The organism is Flavobacterium sp. KKT103 (assembly GCF_055640565.1).
In genome coordinates this window covers 1,071,713-1,098,526 of record NZ_CM145766.1, presented here as the reverse complement: position 1 = coordinate 1,098,526, position 26,814 = coordinate 1,071,713, and the positions used below count along the sequence as shown (strand labels likewise).

At 35.0% G+C, this 26,814-nt stretch carries 22 protein-coding genes; 7 read left to right on the top strand and 15 right to left on the bottom strand.

Annotated elements, in window-relative coordinates; translation table 11 throughout:
• Positions 1 to 105 precede the first annotated feature (105 nt).
• Positions 106 to 2,880, bottom strand: a complete 2,775-nt coding sequence (locus ACZ2G0_RS04695) for a 2-oxoglutarate dehydrogenase E1 component (RefSeq protein WP_470309220.1) — start codon at positions 2,878 to 2,880, stop codon at positions 106 to 108.
• Between the two features lie 117 nt (positions 2,881 to 2,997).
• On the opposite strand from ACZ2G0_RS04695, the gene ACZ2G0_RS04690 reads away from it, so the two are divergent.
• Together ACZ2G0_RS04690 and ACZ2G0_RS04685 are read left to right on the top strand one after the other, a co-directional pair.
• Positions 2,998 to 3,543: a hypothetical protein gene (locus ACZ2G0_RS04690; RefSeq protein WP_470309219.1), complete on the top strand. Its 546-nt coding sequence runs from the start codon at positions 2,998 to 3,000 to the stop codon at positions 3,541 to 3,543.
• Positions 3,544 to 3,845: 302 nt separating this feature from the next.
• Positions 3,846 to 4,451, top strand: coding sequence for a hypothetical protein (locus ACZ2G0_RS04685; protein WP_470309218.1), 606 nt, complete (start codon positions 3,846 to 3,848; stop codon positions 4,449 to 4,451).
• Between the two features lie 127 nt (positions 4,452 to 4,578).
• Here ACZ2G0_RS04685 and ACZ2G0_RS04680 read toward each other — a convergent pair whose 3' ends face one another.
• Positions 4,579 to 4,932, bottom strand: coding sequence for a hypothetical protein (locus tag ACZ2G0_RS04680; protein ID WP_470309217.1), 354 nt, complete (start codon positions 4,930 to 4,932; stop codon positions 4,579 to 4,581).
• A gap of 38 nt (positions 4,933 to 4,970) precedes the next feature.
• Positions 4,971 to 5,945 carry a polyprenyl synthetase family protein gene (locus tag ACZ2G0_RS04675; protein WP_470309216.1) on the bottom strand — a complete coding sequence of 325 codons (975 nt, stop codon included), beginning with the start codon at positions 5,943 to 5,945 and terminating at the stop codon, positions 4,971 to 4,973.
• 206 nt (positions 5,946 to 6,151) lie between these two features.
• On the opposite strand from ACZ2G0_RS04675, the gene ACZ2G0_RS04670 reads away from it, so the two are divergent.
• From ACZ2G0_RS04670 to ACZ2G0_RS04650, 5 genes are all read left to right on the top strand, one after another.
• Positions 6,152 to 6,673 carry a YceI family protein gene (locus ACZ2G0_RS04670; RefSeq protein ID WP_470309215.1) on the top strand — a complete coding sequence of 174 codons (522 nt, stop codon included), beginning with the start codon at positions 6,152 to 6,154 and terminating at the stop codon, positions 6,671 to 6,673.
• Positions 6,674 to 6,804: 131 nt separating this feature from the next.
• A complete protein-coding gene (locus tag ACZ2G0_RS04665) occupies positions 6,805 to 7,398 on the top strand; it encodes a TetR/AcrR family transcriptional regulator (protein WP_470309214.1) in 594 nt (197 codons plus the stop codon).
• 1 nt (position 7,399) lies between these two features.
• Positions 7,400 to 8,740 carry a TolC family protein gene (locus tag ACZ2G0_RS04660; RefSeq protein ID WP_470309213.1) on the top strand — a complete coding sequence of 447 codons (1,341 nt, stop codon included), beginning with the start codon at positions 7,400 to 7,402 and terminating at the stop codon, positions 8,738 to 8,740.
• A gap of 1 nt (position 8,741) precedes the next feature.
• On the top strand, positions 8,742 to 9,809 hold the full coding sequence (locus tag ACZ2G0_RS04655) for an efflux RND transporter periplasmic adaptor subunit (protein WP_470309212.1): 1,068 nt from the start codon (positions 8,742 to 8,744) through the stop codon (positions 9,807 to 9,809).
• A 90-nt stretch (positions 9,810 to 9,899) separates the two neighbouring features.
• On the top strand, positions 9,900 to 13,070 hold the full coding sequence (locus ACZ2G0_RS04650; RefSeq protein ID WP_470309211.1) for an efflux RND transporter permease subunit: 3,171 nt from the start codon (positions 9,900 to 9,902) through the stop codon (positions 13,068 to 13,070).
• 83 nt (positions 13,071 to 13,153) lie between these two features.
• Here ACZ2G0_RS04650 and ACZ2G0_RS04645 read toward each other — a convergent pair whose 3' ends face one another.
• From ACZ2G0_RS04645 to ACZ2G0_RS04590, 12 genes are all read right to left on the bottom strand, one after another.
• Positions 13,154 to 15,784, bottom strand: coding sequence for a carboxypeptidase regulatory-like domain-containing protein (locus ACZ2G0_RS04645; protein WP_470309210.1), 2,631 nt, complete (start codon positions 15,782 to 15,784; stop codon positions 13,154 to 13,156).
• Entirely contained in the window at positions 15,784 to 16,602 is an 819-nt protein-coding gene (locus ACZ2G0_RS04640) for a GLPGLI family protein (RefSeq protein ID WP_470309209.1), read from the bottom strand. The genes ACZ2G0_RS04645 and ACZ2G0_RS04640 overlap by 1 nt, the downstream gene beginning before the upstream one ends.
• A gap of 57 nt (positions 16,603 to 16,659) precedes the next feature.
• Positions 16,660 to 16,959 (bottom strand): hypothetical protein, encoded by a 300-nt coding sequence (locus ACZ2G0_RS04635; protein WP_470309208.1) that lies wholly within the window; start codon positions 16,957 to 16,959, stop codon positions 16,660 to 16,662.
• 526 nt (positions 16,960 to 17,485) lie between these two features.
• The gene (locus tag ACZ2G0_RS04630; protein WP_470309207.1) at positions 17,486 to 18,202 is read right to left on the bottom strand and encodes a DsbA family oxidoreductase; all 717 of its coding nucleotides are present in this window, start codon (positions 18,200 to 18,202) and stop codon (positions 17,486 to 17,488) included.
• Between the two features lie 250 nt (positions 18,203 to 18,452).
• Positions 18,453 to 19,823 carry an NADH-quinone oxidoreductase subunit N gene (locus ACZ2G0_RS04625; protein ID WP_470309206.1) on the bottom strand — a complete coding sequence of 457 codons (1,371 nt, stop codon included), beginning with the start codon at positions 19,821 to 19,823 and terminating at the stop codon, positions 18,453 to 18,455.
• A gap of 12 nt (positions 19,824 to 19,835) precedes the next feature.
• Complete coding sequence (locus tag ACZ2G0_RS04620) at positions 19,836 to 21,278, bottom strand: complex I subunit 4 family protein (protein WP_470309205.1); 1,443 nt, start codon at positions 21,276 to 21,278, stop codon at positions 19,836 to 19,838.
• 9 nt (positions 21,279 to 21,287) lie between these two features.
• Complete coding sequence (gene nuoL / locus ACZ2G0_RS04615) at positions 21,288 to 23,171, bottom strand: NADH-quinone oxidoreductase subunit L (protein ID WP_470309204.1); 1,884 nt, start codon at positions 23,169 to 23,171, stop codon at positions 21,288 to 21,290.
• Between the two features lie 6 nt (positions 23,172 to 23,177).
• Positions 23,178 to 23,498, bottom strand: a complete 321-nt coding sequence (gene nuoK, locus ACZ2G0_RS04610) for an NADH-quinone oxidoreductase subunit NuoK (RefSeq protein ID WP_300288012.1) — start codon at positions 23,496 to 23,498, stop codon at positions 23,178 to 23,180.
• A gap of 1 nt (position 23,499) precedes the next feature.
• Entirely contained in the window at positions 23,500 to 24,012 is a 513-nt protein-coding gene (locus ACZ2G0_RS04605) for an NADH-quinone oxidoreductase subunit J family protein (RefSeq protein ID WP_300288011.1), read from the bottom strand.
• On the bottom strand, positions 24,012 to 24,557 hold the full coding sequence (locus ACZ2G0_RS04600; RefSeq protein WP_300288010.1) for a NuoI/complex I 23 kDa subunit family protein: 546 nt from the start codon (positions 24,555 to 24,557) through the stop codon (positions 24,012 to 24,014). Before ACZ2G0_RS04600 ends, ACZ2G0_RS04605 begins: the two co-directional genes overlap by 1 nt.
• A 134-nt stretch (positions 24,558 to 24,691) precedes the next feature.
• Positions 24,692 to 25,744, bottom strand: coding sequence for an NADH-quinone oxidoreductase subunit NuoH (gene nuoH / locus ACZ2G0_RS04595; protein WP_300288009.1), 1,053 nt, complete (start codon positions 25,742 to 25,744; stop codon positions 24,692 to 24,694).
• A 3-nt stretch (positions 25,745 to 25,747) separates the two neighbouring features.
• Positions 25,748 to 26,797, bottom strand: coding sequence for an NADH-quinone oxidoreductase subunit G (locus tag ACZ2G0_RS04590; RefSeq protein ID WP_300288008.1), 1,050 nt, complete (start codon positions 26,795 to 26,797; stop codon positions 25,748 to 25,750).
• Positions 26,798 to 26,814: the final 17 nt, after the last annotated feature.

Here is a 26,814-nt window from a genome sequence, read left to right as displayed (position 1 = left end):
CTTCTATGCAATGAGTTCTAGCCCTGATAGCAGCGACATCCTTTTTCTTTTTTCTTTAAAAAGAAAAAGATATAGCGGATAGCAGGAAATAGCTCCTAATTATTTTTATCTAAATAAATCTTTATCAAATACCATTTTAATAGCATCGGCATGACGGCGTTTTGCTCTTGTATAACTTCCCGAAGCTGGCGCTGAATACGCTTTTAACGAAGCCAATCTCCATTTTACTAAATCAAAGTTCATTAACATAAAGCTATACGCTCCCATGTTTTTAGGCTCTTCTTGTGCCCAAACATAATCATCGGCATTAGGATATTGTGCAATAATTGCTTTTAACTGCTCTACAGGTAATGGGAACAATTGCTCGATTCGAACAACGGCTACATCTGTACGACCATTATTTTCTCTCTCAGCAGTAATATCGTAATAGAATTTTCCGGTTACGAAAACTAACGTTTTCACATCAGCTTTGTTTACCGTTGTATCATCTATGGTTTCTTGGAAACTACCTGTGGTAAAATCTTCGATTGAAGATACACATCTAGGGTCACGCAATAAACTCTTAGGTGTAAAAACAATTAATGGCTTACGGAACGTTGTTTTCATTTGTCGTCTTAACAAGTGAAAAAAGTTAGCCGGTGTAGTACAATCAGCTACATACATATTGTGTCTTGCACATAATTGTAAGTAACGCTCCATACGTGCTGATGAGTGCTCTGCTCCTTGCCCTTCGTATCCGTGAGGCAATAGCATTACAATTCCGTTTTGATTGTTCCATTTATCTTCTCCACAAGAGATGTATTGGTCAATCATAATTTGCGCTCCGTTAGAGAAATCTCCAAATTGTGCTTCCCAAATTGTTAAGGTATTTGGACTTGCTAATGCATATCCGTAATCAAAACCTAAAACACCATACTCTGAAAGTAAAGAGTTGTAAATATGAAACTTTCCTTTTGATCCTTCAAGGCTGTCAATTAAAGTTACCTCTTCCTCAGACTCTTCTACTTTAACAACGGCATGACGGTGCGAAAAAGTTCCGCGCTCTACGTCCTGACCAGAAATACGTACATCGTACCCTTCTTGTAGTAAAGATCCATAAGCAAGGTGCTCACCCATAGCCCAGTCTAGCTTATCGGTTTCGAAAAACATTGTTTTTCTATCGTTGATCAGCTTTTGAATCTTACTAATAAACTTTTTGCCTTCAGGCAAGTTACAAACCGCATTGGCTACTTGAGTCAATCCTTCTTTTGTATAGGCGGTATCTACTTTTAAAAGCATCTTATCGTTAGATACTTGCTCAAATCCTTTCCATTCGTTTTGCATGAATGGCGTAATGATTGTCAAGTCTTTTTTACGAGACGCTTCTAAATTTTGATCTAAATTATCTTTGTATTCTTTCTCTAATGTTTTTACTAAACCAGCATCGATTACCCCTTCTGACAATAGTTTTTCAGCATAGATGTCTCTTGGATTTTGGTGCTTAGCAATTAGTTTATAAAGCACTGGCTGCGTAAAACGAGGTTCATCTCCTTCGTTGTGTCCGTATTTTCTATATCCTAACAGATCAATAAATACGTCACGAGCAAATTTCATTCTGAAATCTAAAGCGAACTGCATAGCATGTACCACTGATTCCGCATCATCAGCATTAACGTGTAATACTGGCGACAAAGTTACCTTAGCCACATCAGTACAATAAGTCGAAGAACGAGCATCTAGGTAGTTAGTAGTAAAACCTACTTGGTTGTTGATTACAATATGGATTGTTCCACCTGTTTTGTAACCATCTAACTGTGCCATTTGTACTATTTCGTACAAGATTCCTTGACCAGCAATTGCAGCATCACCGTGAACTGCTATAGGCAATACTTTAGAGAAATCATCTCCAAAATGCTTGTCTTGCTTCGCTCTCGTGATCCCTTCAATTACAGCTCCTACTGTCTCTAAGTGAGATGGGTTAGGCGCTAAATTGATATTTATTTTTTTTCCTGTACTTGTGATTTTATCAGCTGTAAGTCCTAAATGGTATTTTACATCTCCATCAAAGTACTCTTTATCGTAATCTTTACCATCAAACTCTCCAAAAATATCTTGAGTTGATTTACCAAAAATATTAGCTAAAACATTCAAACGGCCACGGTGTGCCATTCCCATTACGAATTGTTCTACTCCTTGTTCAGCAGCGCTTTCGATTAAGGTATGCAAAGCAGGTATGATTGACTCACCACCTTCTAGTGAGAAACGTTTTTGACCTACATATTTAGTATGCAAGAAGTTCTCAAAAGATACTGCCTCGTTTAATTTAGAAAGAATCGTTTTTTTCTTCTCTACTGAAAAAGCGGGTTGATTATCGTTTACTGTTAATTTATCTTGAATCCATTGTACAATTTCAGGTTTCCTGATGTACATGTACTCAATACCTATGTGTTGACAGTAAATCGTATCCAAGTGTTTGATGATGTCCGCAAGTGAGCAAGGTGCAATACCAATAACTCTTGCTGCATCAAATACGGTACCTAGATCCGAAGATGAAAGTCCGAAATTCTCAATATCTAATGTTGGCGAGAAAGTTCTTCTATCACGAACTGGGTTTGTTTTAGTAAACAAGTGCCCACGAACGCGGTAGCCTTCGATTAATTTTAAAACATCAAATTCCTTTTGAAGTTTTGCCGAAACATCAGTGCTTTCAACTGCACCTGAAGCTACATTGGCTATATGAGTAACAGCATCTTGGCCGTTGTAAGATTCCTGTCCAAAGTCGAAACCTTGAAAGAAACTCCTCCAACTTGCTTCAACGCTATCTGGATTCTCAGTGTATTGATCGTATAATTGTGCGAAAAACTCGGTATGTGCTGCGTTTAAAAATGAAAACCTATCCATAATATTTAGTGAATATACTTTTTGTTAAAATAGTTTGGCAAAAGTACAATAATCCACTAAATTAGCCTTTATTTTAAGTTTCTTTTATATGTTAAAATGTTAAAAATCCAACAACTTATGAGTAAAAACAACTTTACTAGCCATTTAAAAGCAATTTTAATTGTTTTTATTTTATTTGTTTCGAATAATTTAACAGCCCAACAACGCACCTTTTCGTCTAATCCGCCTGCTGATTTTTGGAACAAAGTACAATTTGGAGGTGGTTTTGGCCTTAGCTTGGGTTCAGGTTATACCGATATCAGTATAGCACCCAGCGCCATATACAATTTCAATGAGTACGTATCCATGGGTGTTGGCCTACAATATACCTACGCCAGCCAACGAAATTTTTACACCTCTAACCTTTATGGTGGTAGTGTAATTGCTCTTGTTAATCCCATTCCTCAAATTCAATTATCGGCAGAATTGGAACAATTGCGTGTAAATGTAACCGGGACAAGTCAAAATGCTTTCACTAATAACTTTTGGAATACTGGGCTATTCGTAGGCGCTGGTTACCGCACTAATAATGTAACCGTAGGATTACGTTACAATGTATTATACAAAGAAAATCAAGGCGCTTACAGTGATGCTTTCATGCCTTTCGTACGCGTTTATTTTTAAGTCATAGGAGCTAATCCCACTATCCATTACAAGCTTTAACCCTATCAAGCGGTTTTTGTAAGCAGCGATAAGAGCTTCTTTTAGTCGCTCAATCGCTACAACAATAACTCGCTTTTTATGCTCAAAGGCTTTTCATTACTATTGGGGCTAACGAAACAGATTAGATAAAACTACTTCACCTCTGCTGCTTAAAACATCTATTTAAACTTCTATATAATTTTATTTTTAAAAAAAAACATTTCATGGAGTAACAAATCCCATTGCTTTCTTATCTATTGATATAACATCAAAAACGAAACAAGATGAAAGCAATTAAAACATTATCCCTAGCCTTAGTAGCAACAATTTTATTTTCATGTACTGCTACAGATCCATTTACACCAACTGACAACACATTTGCTATCAATGCAACCGAGTTCGAAACTCCAAATGCTTACCTAATACTAGACGACGGACCCCAATTTAAAGACGGATTTTTTTTAGTTCTGGCTAATGCTCCACTAATTCAAAACGGAACAAACGGAGCCGCAGCAGCGACAACAATGACTCAGGCTGCGATATTATTTGTGAAAAATAGCCCAAATCCAGTAGCCAGTGAACAACTTGTTCAAATCAACCCAACGTCCCATGTACTGAACACAGCTGACACTGAGATTTTAACAAACATGTCTGTTTTCACCAATACCTTCCTTGACAGCGGAATTTCCTACGGAGAACCAAGTCACCTAAATGCTAATTTTTATGAAATCCCAACAGGAGGAAATGGTACTCTAACAATAAACAACATTACAATTGATTATATCTTACGCACCGGTACAATTGACTGTACTTACCAAATGACTGCTAGCTCAGGAGAAATAATTACAGGTAATTATTCGGGCACTTTTGGAATTTTGAGTGGATATTAATACCAGCTCTAACACCTATACTTTAGAGTTACATCACAAAACACAAAAGCTTTCTTTTTAATGATAAAAAAGAAAGCTTTTGTGTTTTATATTTTTCTCAAGAGCAATAAATCAAACTGCTCTTTCCTTATTGGTATTTGTTTTTAAACCACACTTTTTGCCATTCTCTTTTCAAGATTAAAAAAGAAACTTGCTCGGACAGTAGGACAAGATCGGAACCATCGAGCTTTTTAACCTCTTCTTCAGCTACATCAATGATGTAAAGTAGATTTAAATATTCAGCGAATTTGTATTGGATCAGCCTGTATATTTTTTCGTGTAATTGTATGGTAAGTTCCTCGGGCTTGATGCTCATCGGGAAATCAATTCCTTCATTGGCCAGATTAAAATCTTTATTAATTTGAGCTATGAGTTTAGGATACAAAGACTCTTCCTGAGCCTCCTTAAACAACAAATCAGTATTTTTTGGGGCAACAAACATTGAAAAACATCTTTAAATTAATATGACAACCCTGCTAATTATGCTTTTCGACCCATTAAATTATCGCCAAAAGCTCTTAAAACCTCTTTTTTGGCCGAATCTAAATTCATTTTGTCTAAAGTTTCAAACGCTTTAAAAGTGAAATCTTGTATGGCTTCTTGCGTTGCTTTAGAACCACCTGAGACATTGAATATTTCTTTTACTGCTGTAATCTTAGCATCAACATCAACTGCTGGGTTCGTAAACCATTGTTTCAACTCAGCGGCTTGTTCTGCTGTTGAAAACTCCATTGCTTTCAGGTACAAATAGGTTTTTTTATTCTCGATAATATCACCACCAACTTGTTTACCAAAGGTTTCAGGATCCCCAAAAGCATCTAAATAATCATCTTGCAATTGAAAAGCAAGTCCTAGATTCAATCCAAAATCATAAATCAACTTAGCGTTTTCCTTAGAACTCTGTGCAATAATGGCTCCCATTTTCATAGCAGCAGCTACTAGAACAGCCGTTTTGTATTCGATCATTTTTAAATACTCCGGAATCGTAACATCGTCTCTAGTTTCAAAGTCAACATCCCATTGCTGCCCTTCACAAACCTGTAAGGCCGTTTTACTAAATAGCTTGGCTAGTTTTCTGAAAATTTTAGGCTGGTAACTCTCAAAATATTGATACGCTAAAATAAGCATGGCGTCACCTGATAATATACCGGTATTCAAATCCCATTTTTCATGAACCGTAGTTTGGCCACGACGCAAAGGCGCATCATCCATAATATCATCATGTACTAACGAAAAATTATGAAAAACTTCTACCGCAAGTGCTGCAGGCAACGCTTTTTTATAATCAGTCTCGAAGATTTCAGCAGTCATCAAAGTCAAAACGGGACGAATTCTTTTACCTCCCAAACCCAAAATATAATGAATAGGCTCATATAAATTCCGAGGCTCTTTCATTTTGCATTGGGACTCTAAATATTCTGAAACGTATTCTTGGTATTGATTTATGGTGTGCATGCGCTATTTTTTTGGCTAATTTACAGCATTCAAATCGCTTTACAAACTTCGAACTTATTGTAAATGTTAAATAAAACTTAAATACATTGGAAACTATTTTGGTATCCAAAGTTTCCTGCTTACCTTTGTACCCGAATTAGTAGTACAAACTAACTATACTATTGATTTTCAATTGGCATTAGTTTCAACAATCAGCAATCCCCAATATGACAACAACTTGGACCGTAGATTCGAATCAATCAGACGTTCTTATTAAAATGAGACATTCGATCATCGCATACATTGCTGGAACAGTTAATAAATTTAAAGGCAGTATAGACATCGCTGACAATCAAATCAAAGATGCAAACATTGAATTTTTATTGGATGTAAACAATACCGATAGTAAAGTAGAATTAATAGATACAAGCATGAAAATGAATGACTTATTTGACATTCAACAATATCCTATAATTAGCTTTAAATCAACTTCTTTTCAAAAAGTAAATAGTGATATTAACTTTCTTAAAGGAAATCTTACCATAAAAAATATTACTAAAGTAGTGGAGCTTGATGCCGCTTTTTTAGGAATAAATAATTACGACGGTGTCAATAAAGCGGCCTTTGAAGTAGTTGGTCAAATCAATCGAAAAGATTTTGGTTTAACCTACAATACCTTTGCGCAGGCTGGCGGAATCGCCGTAGGCCAACACATTAAGTTAATCGCTAATTTGGAGTTTATTACCTGATTAAACCAACATTAAACTAACGTTAAATTTAAAAGAAAAAAGAGGGGAAACTTTTAACGTATTCTAAGTTCCTATTATATTTGCCCCGTAAAAAACACTATTACAACCACAAAAAAGGCTTTTATCATAAAATGAAAGAGAAAATAATATCAAAAGCGAAAGACATGTTCATAAGCCTAGGCTTTAAGAGCATTACGATGGACGATATTGCCGGTGAAATGTGTATTTCAAAAAAGACAATCTATAAGTACTTTGCCAATAAGGAAATACTTGTCGAGGAAAGCACCAAATTAGTCCATTTGCAAGTGCAAGAAACAATGCAAAATATTACTGCAAAGAACTTTAATGCCATTGAAGAAAACTTTGAAATAAAGAGAACTTTTAAAGAAATTTTCAAATCAGCAGACAGCTCACCTATTTTTCAACTAAAAAAACATTATCCAGAGATCTACGGAAAAGCAATAAAAGGTCAAATAAACATTTGCCAACATTTTTTTAGACAAAATATCGAAAAAGGGATTGCACAAGGATTGTATCGCAGTACCATCAACATCGAAAACTACATCATGTTCTACTACACTTTGATTTTTAGCATCAACGAAACAGTTAGCTCAGAACGTGAAGCGTATAAAATGGAAACAGAAGCATTAGAATACCATACTAGAGCCATGGCTACAGCAGCAGGCTTAATCGAATTAGAAAAAAACTTATCAAATCTCAATTAAAATGAACAGAATAATCATAATAGCGCTCGTTATACTTACCACTGCAGGTAAAGCACAAGAGACACAATCGCTAACCCTAAAGGATGCGATTAAATATGCTTTAGAAAATAAAGCAGAAGCGAAGAAAGCAAAACTCAAAATCGAAAACAGCGAATACCAAATTCAAGAAATTAGATCAAGAGCTTTACCGCAAATAGCCGCTAACGGGAATTTAACACACAATCCTATCATTCAAACTACAGTTATTGACGGAGCGGGTTTTGGTGCACCAGGAACTACAATCCAAGCTGCTTTTGGGCAAAAATGGGTTTCAACTGCTGGAGTTTCATTAACACAAGCCTTGTTTGATCAAACGGTTTTTACAGGCTTAAAAGCAGCACGAACCACTCGTGAATTTTATCAGATTAATGATCAATTAACGGAGGAACAAGTGATCGAAAACGTTGCTAACAATTACTACCAAGTGTATGTATTGCGTCAAAAATTAGTTTTGGCCGAAAGCAATTTAAATACCACCACTAAAGTAAGAGATATCGTAAAAGGACAATTTGATAATGGTCTTGCCAAAAGAATAGATTTAGACCGAATGAATGTTAACCTTTCGAACATCAATACACAAAAACAGCAAATTATTAACGCTGTTCAATTACAAGAAAATGCTTTAAAATTTTACATGGGAATGCCTATGGAGTCCCAAATTAACATTCCACAATCGCAATTTGAATTAAGCCCATCTGCTCTAACGGATAGTCCAAACGTTTCAAACCGCAGTGAATACTTATTGATGAAAAAGCAACAAGAATTGCTCGAGTTGCAAAAACAATCCATTGTAGCGGGATACTATCCTACACTATCACTTTCGGCTAGTTACAATTATATTGGTCAAGGCCCTCAATTGCCATGGTTTGCAAAACCTTCTGATGGCGTATATTGGTCAGACTTTGCAGCAATCGGTTTAAATCTGCGTATTCCGATTTTCAGTGGTTTTGGAACTAGAGCCAAAGTAAGACAAGCTGATGTTGCCCTACGCACCATCGATGAGGATATCAAAGACACACAGTTAGCATTAGACTTAGACTTTAAAAATGCCAGTACGCAAATCGAAAACAGTTTAATTACTCTGAAAAACCAAAAAGAGAACATGAAACTGGCTGATGAAATTCTGAAAAACATAAACAATAACTATCTGCAAGGTCTAGCTTCGCTAACAGATTTGCTAGATGCTGAAAACGCATCGACTCAAGCGCAAAACAATTATACTGCTGCCATTTTAGATTATAAACTTGCAGAAATAAAATTAATCAAATCAAAAGGACAACTAAAAACTCTTATCAATAACTAAAATGAAAAAAAATATAACTATCGCACTTGTAATTATTGCTTCTTTAGCTTTAATCGCCTTTATTTTAATGAAAAATAAAGCTGCCAATGAGGAAAAAATAGCCATTGTTGCTGAAAAAAATGCTAGCGTTTCTGTGAAGGTAGCGGGAGTAAAAACTGAAGAAGTCAATTTGGATTTTATTGCCAACGGAAACTTTGAACCAAAACAACAACTTGCTTTCTCTGCTGAAAAATCAGGAAAAGTAATTAGTGTTCTTGCTAAAGAAGGTGATCGCGTAAGTGTAGGACAGACTCTAGCGATTATGAGAGGAGATGCCATCAACATCAATGCGCAAGCTGCAGAAGCGGCGTACTTAAACGCAAAATCGGACTATAATCGTTTTGAAAATGCCTACAAAACAGGTGGTGTAACAAAACAACAATTAGATCAATCAAAAGTGGCTTTAACCAATGCTGATGCTATGTACAAACAAGCTCGTTTGAATGTAGGCGATACTAGAATTAAAGCACCGATAAGCGGAATCATCAATAAGCGTTTTATTGAGCCTGGATCGATGCTTTCGGCTATGCCTCCAACACAACTTTTTGAAATAGTAAACGTGAACACGCTTAAACTAATCGTGAATGTTAATGAATCACAAGTAGCTACTTTAAAAACAGGAACAGCAGTAACCGTTACGTCAAGTGTTTATCCTAATCAAGAATTTAAAGGGAAAATTATCTTTATCGCAGCAAAATCAGATAGTAGCTTAAATTTTCCAGTTGAAATTGAAATTGCTAACAATGTAAATAATGACTTGAAAGCAGGAATGTACGGAACTGCTTTATTTAAATCAGCGCAGCAAACGCAAAGAATGACTGTAATACCACGAAACGCCTTTGTAGGTAGTGTTAGTAGCAACCAAGTATTTGTGGTTGAAAACGGTAAAGCTTTCTTGAAAACGGTAACTGCTGGTAGAATTTTAGGCGATAAAGTAGAAATATTAGCTGGTCTATCAGATGGCGAACAAGTGATTACAACAGGTCAAATTAACTTGCAAAACGGTAATCCAGTAGAAATTATCAAATAAAGTAATTAGTGAACTGTAAATAGTTAGTAACAAATAGCTTTTTACCGTATCGCTGTCACTAGTCACTAATCACTCTTATAAAATAAAAAAATGAAACTAGCAGAAATATCCATAAAACGTCCCTCGTTAGTCATTGTACTTTTTACAATACTTATTTTAGGTGGGATCTTCAGTTATAGTCAACTAGGCTATGAATTGATCCCTAAATTCGAGACCAACGTAATCACAGTAGCAACGGTTTACCCAGGTGCTTCACCGAGTGAGATTGAAAACACGGTTACTAAGAAAATTGAAGATGCCATTTCTTCATTGGAAAACATAAAAAAAATCGACTCTAAGTCATATGAAAGTCTGTCAATTGTATCGATTACCCTGACTTCTCAGGCTAATGTAGATAACTCTATGAACGATGCGCAACGTAAAATCAATGCTGTATTAAGCGATTTACCTAATGACGCTGATCCACCTTCATTGACTAAATTCTCGTTAAGTGATTTACCAATTATGACTATTGGTGCCAATGGTAAAATGGATGAAGTTGCTTTTTATGACTTGATCGACAAAAAGATTGCTCCCGTTTTATCCCGTGTGCAAGGAGTAGCACAAGTAAATATAATTGGTGGTCAAGAACGCGAAATCCAGGTCAATCTTGATGCAACAAAAATGCAGGGATACGGTCTTTCGATCCCGCAAGTACAGCAAATAATTTTGAGCTCTAATCTTGATTTCCCAACGGGAAATATTCAAACGCGAGAGCAAAAAATATTAATTCGTCTTGCTGGAAAATACAAGAATGTTGACGAATTAAGAAACTTAATCGTATCGTCTAAAAACGGAATTCAAATTCGATTAAAAGACATTGCTGATGTACAAGATGCACAAAAAATAGCGGAAAAAATTGCTCGAATAGACCAAAAAAGTGCAATTGTATTACAAATCGTTAAACAATCAGATGCAAATGCAGTGGCTGTTAGTGAACAGTTAGTAAAAACTATTGCAACCTTGGAAAGCGATTATAAAGCCAATGAGGTGAAACTAGAGATCGCCAAAGACAGTACGATTTTCACGCTAGAAGCTGCTGATTCAGTACTTCACGATTTATTAATAGCAGTTGTATTGGTGGCCTTGGTAATGCTTTTCTTTTTACATAGTATCAGAAACTCGTTGATAGTAATGGTATCTATACCTGCCTCTTTGATCGCTACCTTTATTGGTGTTTACCTTTTGGGATACACGCTAAACTTAATGAGTCTATTAGGATTGTCGCTAGTTGTAGGTATCTTAGTCGATGACGCCATTGTAGTATTAGAGAATATTTACAGGCACATGGAAATGGGTAAAAGCCGAATTCGTGCTTCGTATGATGGTACTGCTGAAATTGGTGGAACCGTAACATCGATTACCTTAGTAATTGTAGTAGTGTTTTTACCTATTGCTTTAAGTAGTGGTTTAGTATCTAACATCATTACGCAGTTTTGTATGACGGTAGTAATTTCTACTTTATTATCTCTTTTAGCATCCTTTACGATTATCCCTTGGTTGTCTTCTCGTTTTGGAAAATTAGAACACATTGAAGGAAACAACCTTTTTGGAAGAGTTATTCTTGGCTTCGAAAGCATGCTAACCCGCTTTACAAACTGGGTTACTAGCATCTTAAATTGGTGTTTGGATCACTACATCAAAACTATTTTAGTAGTTGTAGTATTGTTTTTCTCTTCAACTATCGGATTAGTGGGTGGTGGTTTTATTGGTGGTGAATTTTTCGCTGCATCGGATAGTGGTGAATTCTTAGTTCAAATCGAATTACCAAAAGATGCTTCGCTTGAACAAACCAACTTTATGACGCAAAAAGCAGAAGCTTTCTTGAAAACTCAAGAATATGTACAAAGCCAAATTACCACTGTAGGTCAAACCTCTGAAGGAATGGGTGGTACGCAAGCTACAGCTTACAAAGCAGAGATTGATGTGAAAATGATTGACCAATCCGAACGTACGGACGATGCCTCAGTATATGCTGCGAGAATGAAACGTAAATTGGAGAAAGTTCTTGTTGGTGCCAAAGTAAAAACGGTTCCTGTAGGATTACTTGGAACTGCCGAAGACGCTAAATTAGGATTGATTGTTACGGGTCCAAATGTGGAGAGCGCCATGAAATTTGCAAAATTAGCGGAAGCTGAATTACGAAAAATCCCAGGTACAACCGAGATAAAACTAACTGTTGAAGATGGTAATCCAGAAGTAAACGTACAGGTGGACCGCGATAAAATGGCTGCACTAGGTTTGACTTTGCAAACTGTAGGTATGACTATGCAAACGGCATACAGTGGAAATACAAACGGTAAATTTAGAGCGGGTGAATACGAATACGATATCAACATCAAATACAATGCTTTTGACCGCAAAAATATAACTGATGTTAGTAACCTTATCTTTATCAATGATATGGGGCAACAAATTAAATTATCACAATTTGCTTCTATAACCGAGGGATCTGGACCAAGTAAATTAGAGCGTAGAGATAAAACAGCCTCTGTAACTGTACAAGGTCAAAACATTGGAGTATCGGCCGGTACCATTGTAACCCAGTGGCAAGAAAAATTAGATAAACTAGAAAAACCAACAGGTGTAAGTTACATTTGGGGTGGTGACCAAGAAAATCAAAGTGAAGGTTTTGGTACTTTGGGAATTGCATTACTAGCAGCGATCATTTTGGTATATCTAGTAATGGTTGGTCTTTATGACAGTTTTATTCACCCGTTTGTAGTACTATTTGCTATTCCGTTATCGTTTATTGGAGCGATGTTAGCTTTAGCATTAACTAACAATTCATTAAATATCTTTACTATTTTAGGTATTATTATGCTTATTGGATTGGTGTGTAAAAATGCGATTATGTTAGTCGATTACACCAACCAACGACGTGCTGCAGGAGAAACGATTAGAACAGCTTTAATCCAAGCGAATCACGCTCGTTTGCGTCCAATTTTAATGACCACAATTGCCATGGTATTTGGTATGTTCCCAATTGCATTAGCATCTGGAGCAGGAGCAGGTTGGAAAAATGGTTTGGCTTGGGTAATTATTGGTGGATTGATTTCATCGTTATTCCTAACGTTGATTATTGTTCCCGTTATCTATGAAATCATGGAGAAAATCGTTGCTAAATTCTCTAAAGGAGAAAAAATTGACTACGAAAAAGAAATGGTTGCCGACTATGATCATATCGAATTAAATGAAAATGACTTTGGTTCGAAGCATTAATTAAATATCCATATATTAGCATATAAAAAACCCGTTCATTGATTTGAACGGGTTTTTGCTTTTAGGCATGTACTGAAGTATTATCAAAGCGAAAATCTAACTTTAAATAATAATTGCCTTGGTCTTAAATTAAAGTTGGTCGTAATAAAACTAAAATCATTATTGCTAATTGTTTGATAATTATTTGTACCAAAAATATTGGTGAGCTGCGCCTCAATATCAATATTTTTCTTTCCTATGGTGTACCGATAAATACAATCTGCAAAAACATTGCGATTGTTTTGATTGAAATAACTAGTACTAACATATTCCGATTTAAACCCTAAATATTGTTTGTTTTGCAAATGAAAGTTAAAATTCAACACATGATTTTGCTGCGTAATTTTTGGTTGGGTTTGCTTTTGAATTTCGTTTCTTGAAAATGTCCATGTACTAGCGTATTCAATATTGAACCAATCCGTAATGTCCGTATCTATTTTATTTCCAAAAACTATATTTTGATTTTTAATATTGGTTAATTGCGAATTTACAATTTGTTGAAAATCCTTTATTACAAAACTCCCATTCAGCGTAATGTTAGACTTAATATCGTAAAAGTACTTTCCTATACGCGTCGAGAAATTATGACTATTTCTACTGTTAGTTCTACTTAATGCCTCAACTGTCACCGCACCATTTGGTAAAACATTGGTTTGATAAAGTATATTATTTTCGCTTTTTAAATTATCATAGTTAACAGTAAAAAAGAGCGACTTTACTGGGTCTCTAAATGATAATCCAGCCCCATAATTATGATTTACTGATTGCGGTAAGGGAGAATCAACTCGCTTAATCGTTCGGTAATTTTGCAATATATACCCATAATGCAATTGGTTTATTACCCCAAACTGATTGTTAACACTAGCCGATGAATTAACTTTCCAATAGGAACTTATATCATAGTTCAGTGTCAGTCGCGGCTCAAAAGTAGTTTGACTTAGGTTTTCCGATTTTTGAAGTGGAGCGTCTTTTATTGAATACGAATGCAAATTAATTGGGGTTGACAATTCAATACGCCAATTAGCCTTTTTGAACTGCGTTTGGACATCAGCATAAATTTTAGAACGAAACCAATCTAATGTATTTGAAAACACCATCCCTAAACTTCTATCCGATGTAGTATAAATTTCACTGTTCAGCTTTTGATTTTCTAATTGCAAACCTACTTTTGACTCTATTGTAAAATATTTTATAGCTTTGGTTAAGGATAATGAATTGTTAGCATAATACGTCCGTAAAACTATATTCTGTTTTACTGCATCATAAGGTAAATTATTATTCAGCAAATTATCAAACTGACCTGGATTTACTTCAAGTACCTGCGGCGTGCTGTTTAAACCAATATAAGAATTAAGAGTAATTAATTGTTTTCCTACTGGGAAAATAGTTTTTAATTTGTTCGAAAAACGAAAAAATTCATTATTCAACGCTTGCTTAACTCCTTGATTATTTAAAATCACGTTCCCACGCTGACTATCCCAAAATCCTTGAAATTCTAAGCTATTTTTGAAATAGTTTTTAGCGGCATTTTTTTGAACTGTAAAATTACTTTGAAGGGAATTAAAAAAAAATTGATTGTATTTTTCTTCTAACAAATCAATTGTACCTGAAGGTGTAAAAAACTGGGTATTAGTAAAACCCTTTTGCTGCTGGTAATCGTTTAAATACGAAACATTCACACGTAATTCGTACTCCTTTTTTAGCTTTTGCAAATAATTTGTTGATGCTAAATGTATGGAGTTATCCAACCATCTTTTTTCTGAAAAGTTAGGAATGGTTACTTCTTGAATACCAAGCCAATCTGTTTTTTCAGCATTGTTTTCAAACTGATTAAGCAAGTCTTCAATTGTTAACTTTTTGAGCTGTAAAGCCACATTATCGCCCGTATTATTGGTTTGATAGGTGGTTACCATTTGCCTTTTTTTCGTAAAAAGCATTGGCGTGATATTTACATCTCGCAACAGCGGACCAAAACCAATACCAAGTTTTGCTTGACCTGTAAAAGTGTACTCTTTTTTTAGCTTTATATTAAGTGCAGTTCGATCCGAAAACTGCAAACTATCAAGAGCTTTTATGGGTTGGTGGTTTTCTAGAATTTGCACTTTACTGACCGCTTTAAAGGGCAAGTTATCATTGGCGAGATTGTATTTACCTTCTAACAAATCTAAGCCCTCAATATAATATTTATTAATGGCTTTGCCTTGATACAAAATTTTACCATCAGGCAATACCTCAATACCTGGCATGCGTTTTAATACGTCGCCAATACTCCTATCCTGCTCTTTTGAAAACGAACTTACTGAATAACTTAATGTATCACCTTTTTGAATTATTGGAGCTGCTTTTACGGTAACTTCTTTTAAAATAAATGACTTTTCAGATAAAACAAAGTCCTTTATTTGAGAGCTATTTTTGATGGTGCTCACCACCGTTTCATATCCCATAGAGCGCACTTCTAGATCTAGTACGGCATCTAAACTACTCAACGAAATACTGTAGAAGCCACTGCTATTAGTTAAGGCATAGGCTATAATTGAATTAGATGCTTTTTTTTGAATGGTGACACTAGCGCTAGCAATTCCTTTACCTCTTACATCTGTAACTTGACCTTTAATTACATTTTGAGCAAAAATACAGTTACCAATAAATAAGATGATCCAAAAAACATTTCTCATTAGTCGTTCAACTCCATGGGGTTGTTTTCGTATTTCATTTTGTCCTTCGCTCTTTGATCAGCTTTGTCCAAGAATTCCTGTGGAAAGGTCATACCACTAGAGTTCATAAATAGAGACGGTTTTTCTCTATATCTGTTTTTTAGCACTTTGTATTCTTCAAATGTGATTGGAGTGAATTTACGGGAGTACTCCTCAGTGTTACAAAAAACAGAACTATTTTTTATACTAGACACTGTAAATTGAAATTGCTTATTGTTGTCGTAAATAGATAAAATTAAGCCTGGTAAACCTTGAAATTTATATGGCCCATCAGGGACACTAATATCTGTAGTATACCAAGCAACATATTCTCTACCTGCAAATTTGGTGGTTGCTTTTCTACAACTATAGCCTAATATTTCTTTTTGCTCTTCTATAAGTTTCCATTCAAATCTTTCTAAATCCGTGGTGAAATACAAATAACTTTGTCCAAAACTGTCCCGGAAAATCATTTGATTCTCTGGGTACTCTTTTACAATGGTATAATATAATTTCGTTTTAGGTAATGACCTTCTATCGGGAAGACCATCGGACTCTTTCCAATTTTTTTCTAAATCCATTAATTTCGAGTTGTTCAAACTAGCATAGAAAGAAAAGTTCTTTGCAATTTTTAATACCATTTGCTCTTTTTGTTTGCTGAGAGTATCTTCTTTATTTACTTGATACGAGTAATCATAGATAATTTCATATCGTAAAGTATCTTTTGGAAAATTTTGAGCAAAAATAAAATTTCCTGTTAATAAGAAAATAATTGAAAGTAAAAGTGATTTTATATACATTTCTGTCATTTTAAATAAATATGGCTGATTACCAGCCATATCTACTTTTAATTAATACTAGCAACCAGTTGCCATAAATATCACTACTGATGCGGTCAGGAAAGCGGAGTATGGCGTATAAACTGAACTATCATATTTAACTATCCACTCATTTCCGCAGTCATCTAGAAATTTGAATGATTTGTCTAATTCTATAAAACTAACAATATTAAGTTTTCCACTACTTACCATATTTATAAAAGTAGCATAATCAAGTTTGTTAGTTGTTTTAAAATCTAATTTTTGTTCAGTAACTGGATTCCCAATCTTCTTTTCATTTAATTTGCTATTATTTGCAAAAGAAGACAATCCAATCATAGCAAAAGCTAAGGTAAAAATTAATTTTTCATAATCAATGGTTTTTTAATTGCTCTATTTAGGACTTGAGCGGTTAGTTAGCGTCCATACTGGTAGTTTATCGTGAATACCAAACACTATTTTATTTTAATTTTCTTTGGGATAAATAAACAAAATCCCGCAATTCGTAGCTACGGAATATCTTTAAAATACTTTAATTCATAACATTGAAATATTTTTTGTCAGACAAATATGAAAAAAAAGATGGATTTTTAAAAATAATTTTTAATGTTAACAAAAATTTAACAAGTGTTAAGCTGTTTATAATTCCAAAACTTTGCTTAATTTTTTAAAAAATTATAAAATCAGTACAGTAAGCCGTTAATATCTATTATGAATTCAGCTACAGTGGCTTCACACCCAAACATTAAATTTCGAATTCATACCTAAAAAGGGAAACCCGTTCAAATCAATGAACGGGTTTCCCTTTTTATGAGTTATTGCCAAAACTATTGACTAATAACTATAATTGAGTGACAAGATGGTATTAATTACAACCATCAATTCCACAGCTATCTCCTTCGTTGGCATTTAAGATCGTTAATTGTGGTCCAAAGCTTCCCTCTTCCCAAACTTTCTCTAAGGTTTTAACGAAAGTCTCCTCATGCTGAGCTCCTGACACTGCATATTTATTGTCAAACACAAAAAACGGTACGCCTTGCACTCCTATTTGCTGTGCCATTGCGATATCATTTTTAACTTCTTGACCATAAGCATCACTGTTTAAAACACCTTCTATTAACCCTTTTTCCATACCTACAGCTACACCTAAGGCAATCAAAGTATCAGTATCGTCTATATTCTTCCCTTCGGTCATATAGGCTTTAAAAAGCAGCTCTTTCAACGCGTCACCAGCATTATGTTTTTTTGCAAGATGTAACAAACGATGTGCATTGTATGAATTCGCTAAAATCGACTTTCCTAATTGAAAATCCAAACCTGAATTTTTAGCATTTTGCGTCATATTATCGACCATTTCGACAGCCCAATCTCTATCCTTACGGTACTTCTCGGCTAAATGATCGTATATATTGTCATCTGGAGAGGAAACAAAACTAGAATCTAATTGGAAACTTTTCCACTCGATTTCAATAGCATCATGGTGACCAAACTTAGTGATTGCCCCTTCAATACGTCGTTTTCCTATGTAGCAATATGGGCACATTACATCGGACCATATTTGTATTTTTAATTTGTTATCCATGATTTAATTTCTTTAAAAATCGTTATTTGTATATACAAATTTACAAAAACTAACCGGAAAGTAAGTCCTTTTAATGTTTTATTAAGATTTTGAAATCCAAGAAGACAAGCGAACATTTAAATTAACACATCAAAAAATAACAGTATACCATACTTTTAATATACCTAAGCTCAACCAACAACAACTCCTTTTAAAAAAAAAACCATCAAAATCACTCTTGATGGTTTACTATATATTGAAAGGTTTAGTCTTAAGCCAATAAATCCAATACAAACGATGGAAATAAACCTAACGCTATGTTTAATGCTAAAGCTACAATTGCTACCGCATAGATAACAAAAGGCGTACCTGTTCGTTCCTCGTTAGATTCTTTATTGTACATAGCTACTATCAATTTAAAATAGTAACCTACACTTATGATAGAGTTGATAACGGCTATGATAACTAAGGTTATAAAACCAGACTGAATCATTTCATCAAACAAAAACAATTTCGCAAAGAAACCAGCAAAAATAGGAATACCTGCCATTGATAACAATGAGCCTGTTAAAATTGCAGCTAACAAAGGATTCGTTTTTCCTAGACCATGAAAGTTAGTAATATCCTCGTTTTCATTATTTTTGCAAACGTATAAAACAACACTAAATGCAGCCATACCAGCTAAAGCATAAGCTGATGTATAATATAATAAACTTCCAGCAGCATTAGTAATGCTCAAAATTGTCATTAACATAAATCCTGCGTGCGATATTCCTGAGAACGCAAGCATTCGCTTAACATTTACTTGACGCAATGCCATAATATTACCCACCGTCATCGAGGCTATCGAAACAATCACAATCACTGTTTGGAACGATGGTGACAAGTCAGCATTTACCACTGTTAACAATTTAAATAAAGTAGCCATAGAAACTACTTTAGCTAGTGTACTCATTAAAGCGGTGGTCAATGCAGGAGAACCTTCGTAAACGTCCGGTGCCCAAAAATGAAAAGGAACAGCTGCTATTTTAAATAACATACCTATTGTAAGCAAGGCAATCCCTATTGGAAACCATACAGGCAACTCAGCTGAACGAGATAGATCACTAATATCTACCACATCAAAACTACCAATGGCACCGTAAATCAAACAAATTCCAAATAGAATAATTCCTGAGGCAAATGATCCCATCAAAAAGTATTTCAATCCCGCCTCATTACTTTTTATACTTGCTCTATTACTTGAAGCTAATACATACAAAGCAATCGAAAGTACTTCTAATCCTAAAAAGAACATCGCTAGATTCCCGAAAGAGACCATCGCTACAGCTCCCGCTAACAAGAAAATCTTAATGGCGATATAATCTGATAATTTAGACTGATGATTTTCGTAAAACTTGTGACTTAACGTAACAAGAAAAATAGTTAAGATGATAAACAATGCTGAAAAAGCAGATGAAAATTTACTTACCACAATCATGTTATTGTAATAAGAATCTGGAGAATTAAATTCAGATATATCCAAACCTAGAACCGCCAATAAACCAATTACAGTTATTGGAACAATTCCCTTTCTAAGGTTAAATATTTCAAATAAAAGGCATAAAACACCTAATCCTATTATAGCTATTAATGTATTCATTTTTTTATTTGACTAGTTAATTCTGTTAATTTGATTTAAAATACTTTCTAAACTTGGCGTAATCAAGTCTGTGATTGGCTTTGGATACATCCCAAAGAAGAACAATACAGCAATAATACTTACCAAAGCTACACCTTCTTTGAAGCTAACATCTGCGAAAACTTTTACATTAGTTTCTCCTAACATCACATGTTGGTACATTTTAAGCATATAGTAAGCTCCTAATATAATTGTCGTTCCACCTAATACAGCATACCATACATTAATTAAAGACAAACTATATAAAACGGTAAATTCTCCAACAAAGTTAAAAGTAGTTGGCAATGCCACTGAAGCCAATACCAATATTAAAAATAAGGAAGCGAATTTTGGAGCTTGTGTACGTATCCCTCCCATTTCTTCAATAACTCTAGTTTCATATCTTCTGTAAATAATGTCTGCAATAAAAAACAGACCTACAACTACAAAACCGTGCGCGATCATTTGTAAAACAGCACCACGTAATCCATCAAGCGTTAAGGTGTAAGCACCTGCGGCAATCAATCCTACGTGAGCAAGTGAAGAGTAAGCTAACAGTTTCTTTAAATCTTTTTGTCTTAAAGCTACTATCGATCCGTAAATCACTCCTGCAATCCCTAGTCCTAATAGTACAGGAATGTAGGTTTTAGCCGCTAATGGAGCAATTGGCAACTGCCAACGAATTACACTATACAATCCCATTTTCAACATAATCCCTGACAAAAGCATCGTTCCAACAGCTGGCGCTTTTTGGTATACTTTCGCTTGCCAAGTATGAAAAGGAATCAACGGAATTTTAATAGCATACGCTAAGAAGAAAGCCCAGAAAATCCAAAATTGTTCTGTTCTTGTTAATTCTACAGCATACAAATCTTTAATTAAAAACGATCCTGCTTTTTGATATAAATACACAAAAGCGATCAACATAAATAAGGATCCTGCTAGCGTATAGATGAAAAACTTAATTACTGCATTCTTACGCTCTTCGGCATCACCATTACCCCAAATCAAAGCGATGAAATAAATTGGTATTAATGCTAATTCCCAAAAGATGTAATACAACAACCCATCAGTAGCTAAGAAAGTTCCCGCCATAGCGAATGCCATGAACAAGATCAACGCATAAAACGCTTTCGCATTTTTATAGACATTCTCGAAAGAAGTAAAAATAATAATTGCCGTCAAAGCTGTTGTCAACAACAACATAGCTAATGATAATCCATCTGCGGTAAGCGCAATTGAAACTTGTGGTTTATTAATCCATTGGTTCAAGACACTTATGTTTTCCCCAGCGTTAAAATTGTTTAATAATACAATGGTAGTTGCTAATGCACCAAGGCCAAAAAGTAATGCTACTTTTGAAGCTAGTTTATCACCAGCTAAATAAGTTGCAAATGCGCCAACTAAAAGTATAATTAATATTAGAGATACGTTCATGGTATAAAATTATTGAGCTATAAATAAATAGGTTAATATGGCACACATTCCCAAAACAAATACAAAAAGATAAAAACCGATACTTCCTGTTTGTATTTTTTTTCCTTGATAACCTATTTCATTGGTTACTTTTCCAAATCCGAAAACTAAAGAAGATAATGCTGTTTCGACATAATCTCTAAAGAAAACTGACAAGCTGTTGGTCGTTTTAACAAATATAGCATTGTACACTTCATCAACATAATATTTATTGTAAAGTACTTTTGCAAAACCATTGATCTCTGAATCGGAAGCAGGCACTTGATTTTGTTTTATGTATTTACTAAATGCAATTCCTATTCCTACTAATCCACCTATTACAGCAATAGCCATAAGCGTATATTCTTGTGTTCCAAAATGATGACCCTCTGAAGCTACTTCTTTAAACAAGGGAGCTAAATAACCACTCAACCAACTATTCGTTGGGAAACTAATCAAACCACCCACCGCAGCTAAAATTGCCAAAACAATTAAAGGGAAAGTAATTAATGCAGGACTCTCATGTAAATGACTTTTTTGCTCAGCAGTACCACGGAAATCATTAAAGAACGTTAAGTACAACAAACGGAACATATAAAAAGCAGTCATTAACGATGCTAAAGAGGCGATTACCCATAAAACAATATTATGTTCAAAAGCAACCATTAAAATTTCGTCTTTTGAGAAAAATCCTGAAAACGGAGGAATCCCGGAGATAGCAAGTGATGATATTAAAAAGGTAATAAACGTAACACCCATTACTTTTTTCAATCCTCCCATATTACGCATGTCTTGTTCTCCATGTAAAGCGTGAATCACTGACCCTGAACCCAAGAACAAACAAGCTTTGAAGAAAGCGTGCGTGATTACGTGAAAAACAGCAACTTCATAAGCTCCCAATCCTAATGCTAAAAACATTAGTCCCAATTGTGAAACTGTTGAATAGGCTAATACTTTTTTAATATCGGTTTGCACTAGTGCAATAGTCGCAGCAACAAGTGATGTAACTGCACCAACGATAGCGATGATATTTTGTACCTCTGGAGCTAAATCAAAAATAAAGTTCAATCTAGTGATCATGAATATACCAGCAGTTACCATGGTAGCCGCGTGAATTAACGCAGATACTGGCGTTGGACCTGCCATCGCATCTGGCAACCAAGTGTACAACGGAATTTGTGCTGATTTACCACAAGCACCAATGAACAAACAAAAGGCAGCAAGCGATAGTAAACCAAGGTCTATATTAGCTGTTCCAGCGATAGCCGTTTTTAAAGTAGCGTAATCTAAAGTAGAGAACATTGAACCAAGGATAAAAATCCCGATCAATAATCCTAAATCACCTATTCTATTCATGATGAAAGCCTTTTTAGCCGCATCATTAAAGTCTTGATTTTTATGCCAAAAACCAATTAGCAAGTACGAACAAAGTCCTACACCTTCCCAACCGATGAATAAAACTAATAAGTTGCTACCTATAACAAGCGTAATCATAAAAAAGATAAACAAGTTTAAGTAAGCAAAAAACTTGTGCATGTTTTCATCGTCATGCATGTAGCTAATCGAGTACAAATGGATCAAAGAACCAATTCCGGTTACAAACAGCAACCATAAAATAGAAAGTTGATCTAACAAGAAACCAAAATCTACTTTAAAACCACTAATTTGAATCCAGTCGAATACCTGAATTTGGATCGCTTCCTTAGAAGACGATATAGCACTAAAGAAATAAAGTGTAACAGCAAACGACACAGCAACCATTAAAGTTCCAAGAACTCCTGACGCTGTTTTTCCAATACTTTTTCCGAAGAAAATATTAAATAAAAATCCTAAAAAAGGAGCTAATAATAAGAGTAAAGCTAAATTTGTATTCATTATAGTTTATCCTTTTAAGTTTTTTAATTTATTAATATCGATCGAACCTAAATTTCTAAAGATCGAAACCAGTATCGCTAATCCCACAGCTACTTCGGCAGCGGCAACAGCCATAGAGAAAAACACAAAAACTTGTCCCTGTGCATCCTGATGATACGTTGAAAAGGCAACAAACAATAAGTTAACTGCATTCAACATAATTTCGATTGACATAAATACGATGATAGCATTTCTGCGGTACAATACTCCAAAAACTCCAATACAAAAAAGTATTACAGAAAGGAAGATATAGTTCTCAATGCCTATTTCATTTAAAATATTATTCATTTTATTTCTCTGTTTTTTCTTTCTTAGACATAAGTACAACTCCTATCATCGCAACCAATAATAATATGGATGCAAACTCAAACGGAACCATGTATTCGTTCAACAATACATGTCCTAAAACTTTTATAGATTGGTAATCCTCACCTGTTCCTATATATTCTCCGGCGATAGGCTTAGAGTTAATAAAGATCAAGATCAAAACTACTGATATCAAACAAAAAGAAACAATAGCACCTAAACGAGTAATTCTTGGCTTGTGCACTTCGTTTTCCTTATTCAAGTTCATTAACATGATCGTAAACAAGAATAAAATCATAATCGCTCCTGAATAAACGATAATATGTACAATCGCTAAAAACTGCGAGTTCAATAATAAGTAATGACCCGCAATCGAGAAAAAACAAATTACTAAGTACAATGCACTGTGAATGGGATTTCTACTAAAAATGGTCAAAAATGCAGTTGCCAATGTAATAGCTGATAAAAAACAAAAAATTATAAGTATCGTAGACATTAGTTAGCGTTTTTAAGTTGAGCGTTTTTAATAGCCATATCTAAAGGCATTACTAATCTATCTTTTCCAAAAATAAAATCTTCTCTTTCATAACTTGAAGGAACCAATACTTTCGAAGTAGTCAAATAAATCGCGTCTTTTGGACAAGCCTCTTCGCACAATCCGCAAAAAATACAACGCAACATGTTAATCTCATAAATCGAAGCATATTTCTCTTCTCTATACAAATGCTTTTCGTCTGGTTTACGCTCTTCTGCTTTCATTGTAATCGCTTCAGCAGGACAAGATAACGCACAAAGCCCACAAGCCGTACAGTTTTCTCTTCCTTGCTCATCACGCTTCAACATGTGCTGACCACGATACACTGGACTCATCACACGCACTTGCTCTGGATACTGAATCGTAACTTTTCTAGTAAATAAATGCTTGATGGTAATCATCAAACCTTTTACAATCGCAACAATGTATAAACGCTCTAAAAAGGTCATCTCTTTATTAGAGACTTGCTTTTTTCTTCCCGATAAGGATATGGTTTCTAATGACATCTTTTTAATTTTTATTTGTAGCTAATCCTGCTATCCGCTTTATCTTTTATCCTGATAAAAATCAGGCTAAAAGGATGCCGCTGCTATCAGGGCTAGTGCCTTCTAAATCAATTTAACTTTTCTACTGCTTCGATTTACAATCCCAAGAAAGCAAAAATCTCTGCTCTTAAAATTACAATACCCGTGATAATGATATTTAAGATCGATAGCGGAATCAATACTCTCCATCCTAAATGCATCAATTGATCGTATCTAAATCTTGGAATAGTCCATCGTACCCACATATAGAAAAAGATGAAAAAACAAAGCTTAGCAAATAAAGCTGCAATACCTATAATATTCGCAATATTTACTCCCCAGTTTTCAACTGCCCAAGCCATTCCTGGATAATTGTAAGCTCCAAAGAAAAGAACCGCTAAAATAGTCGAAGAAATGAACATATTAGCATATTCAGCAAATAGGTAGAATCCCATTTTCATAGAAGAATATTCCGTATGGTATCCACCAATTAATTCACTTTCGCATTCCGCTAAGTCAAAGGGTGTTCTATTCGTTTCTGCGAAAGCACAAATTAAAAAGATAAAAAAGGAAAGCGGTTGGTAAAAAACATTCCAATGCATTCCTGATTGTTGCGCCGCAATTTCTCTCAAACTCAAGGTCCCAGTCATCATTAATAAAGCAATCATCGATAATCCCATGGCAACTTCATAAGACACCATTTGAGATGCTGCACGTACCGCTCCCATCAATGAAAATTTATTATTAGATGCCCATCCACCAATCATGATCCCATAAACCCCAATAGATAAAATAGCAAAGATGTACAATAAAGCATTGTCAATATCTGACACTTGCAAAACGATATCTTTACCAAATAAATGAAATTTATCTCCCCAAGGAATTACAGCACTGGTCATCAAGGCCGTACTCATGGCAATCGCGGGACCCGTATAAAACAAAAACTTGTTTGGTGTATTCGGTTCAAATTCTTCTTTTGAGAATAATTTCAAACCATCAGCCAATGGCTGTAAAATCCCTCCTTTACCTGCTCTGTTTGGACCAATACGATCTTGAAGCCAAGCCGCAATTTTCCTTTCGGCAAGCGTAGAGTACATAGCCATAAGCATCGTAACCGCAAAAACGACTAAAATGATTACACTCTTTTCTATTATAATTGTACTATCCATTGATTAAATATTACCTTGTTTAAAATTTTCCTCTTGTTCCTTGCTTAAAGGGAACGCAGGCATACTAATTTTTTTACGGTCTTGCTCTCTACCTTTCAAAATTCCTTCTTCGGTAGCTATCTGAACAGTATCTAATTCTCTAGTATAATTATTTTGGTTGATAACCGAGTCTTTGTCGAATTTTCTTGGTCCTTCAATGACCCAATCAGTCACTTCTTTGTGATCAAAACGACAAGAATTACAAATGAATTCTTCTACTTCGTGATACACATCTTTTCTTCCTGTCACACGCTGAATTTCGTTTCCAAACATCCATACGGTTGTTTTTCCGCAACATCCTGGCGTTGTGCATTCTCTGTGAGCATTGAATGGTTTGTTGAACCAAACTCTTGATTTGAAACGGAATGTTTTATCTGTCAAAGCTCCTACAGGACATACATCAATCATATTTCCTGAAAACTCATTATCAATTGCTTTAGAGATACAAGTCGAAATATTAGCGTGATCACCACGATCTAATACTCCGTGCACTCTATTATCAGTCAATTGATCAGCAACTTGCACACAACGCTGACATAAAATGCAACGGTTCATGTGTAGTTGAATATTCGGACCAATATCTTCTGGTTCAAAAGTTCGTTTTTCTTCTATAAAACGAGTTTTAGATTTCCCGTGCTCAAAGCTTAAATCTTGCAAATCACACTCTCCAGCTTGGTCACAAATAGGACAATCCAGAGGGTGATTAATCAACAAAAACTCCGTTACCGATTGTCTTGCTTCACGTACTCTATCAGAATCCTTGCTATTCACTTCCATCCCGTCCATGCATCCTGTTACACAAGAAGCCATCAGTTTTGGCATTGGGCGAGGATCAGCTTCACTTCCTTTTGCAACTTCTACTAAACAACAACGGCATTTTCCACCGCTCCCTTTTAGTTTAGAATAATAGCACATTGCTGGCGGTACTGATTCACCACCAATCATACGCGCTGCTTGTAGAATCGTTGTTCCTGGTTCTACCTCAATTGCTTGACCGTCTATTGTTACTTTCATATATTCTAAGTCTTAAC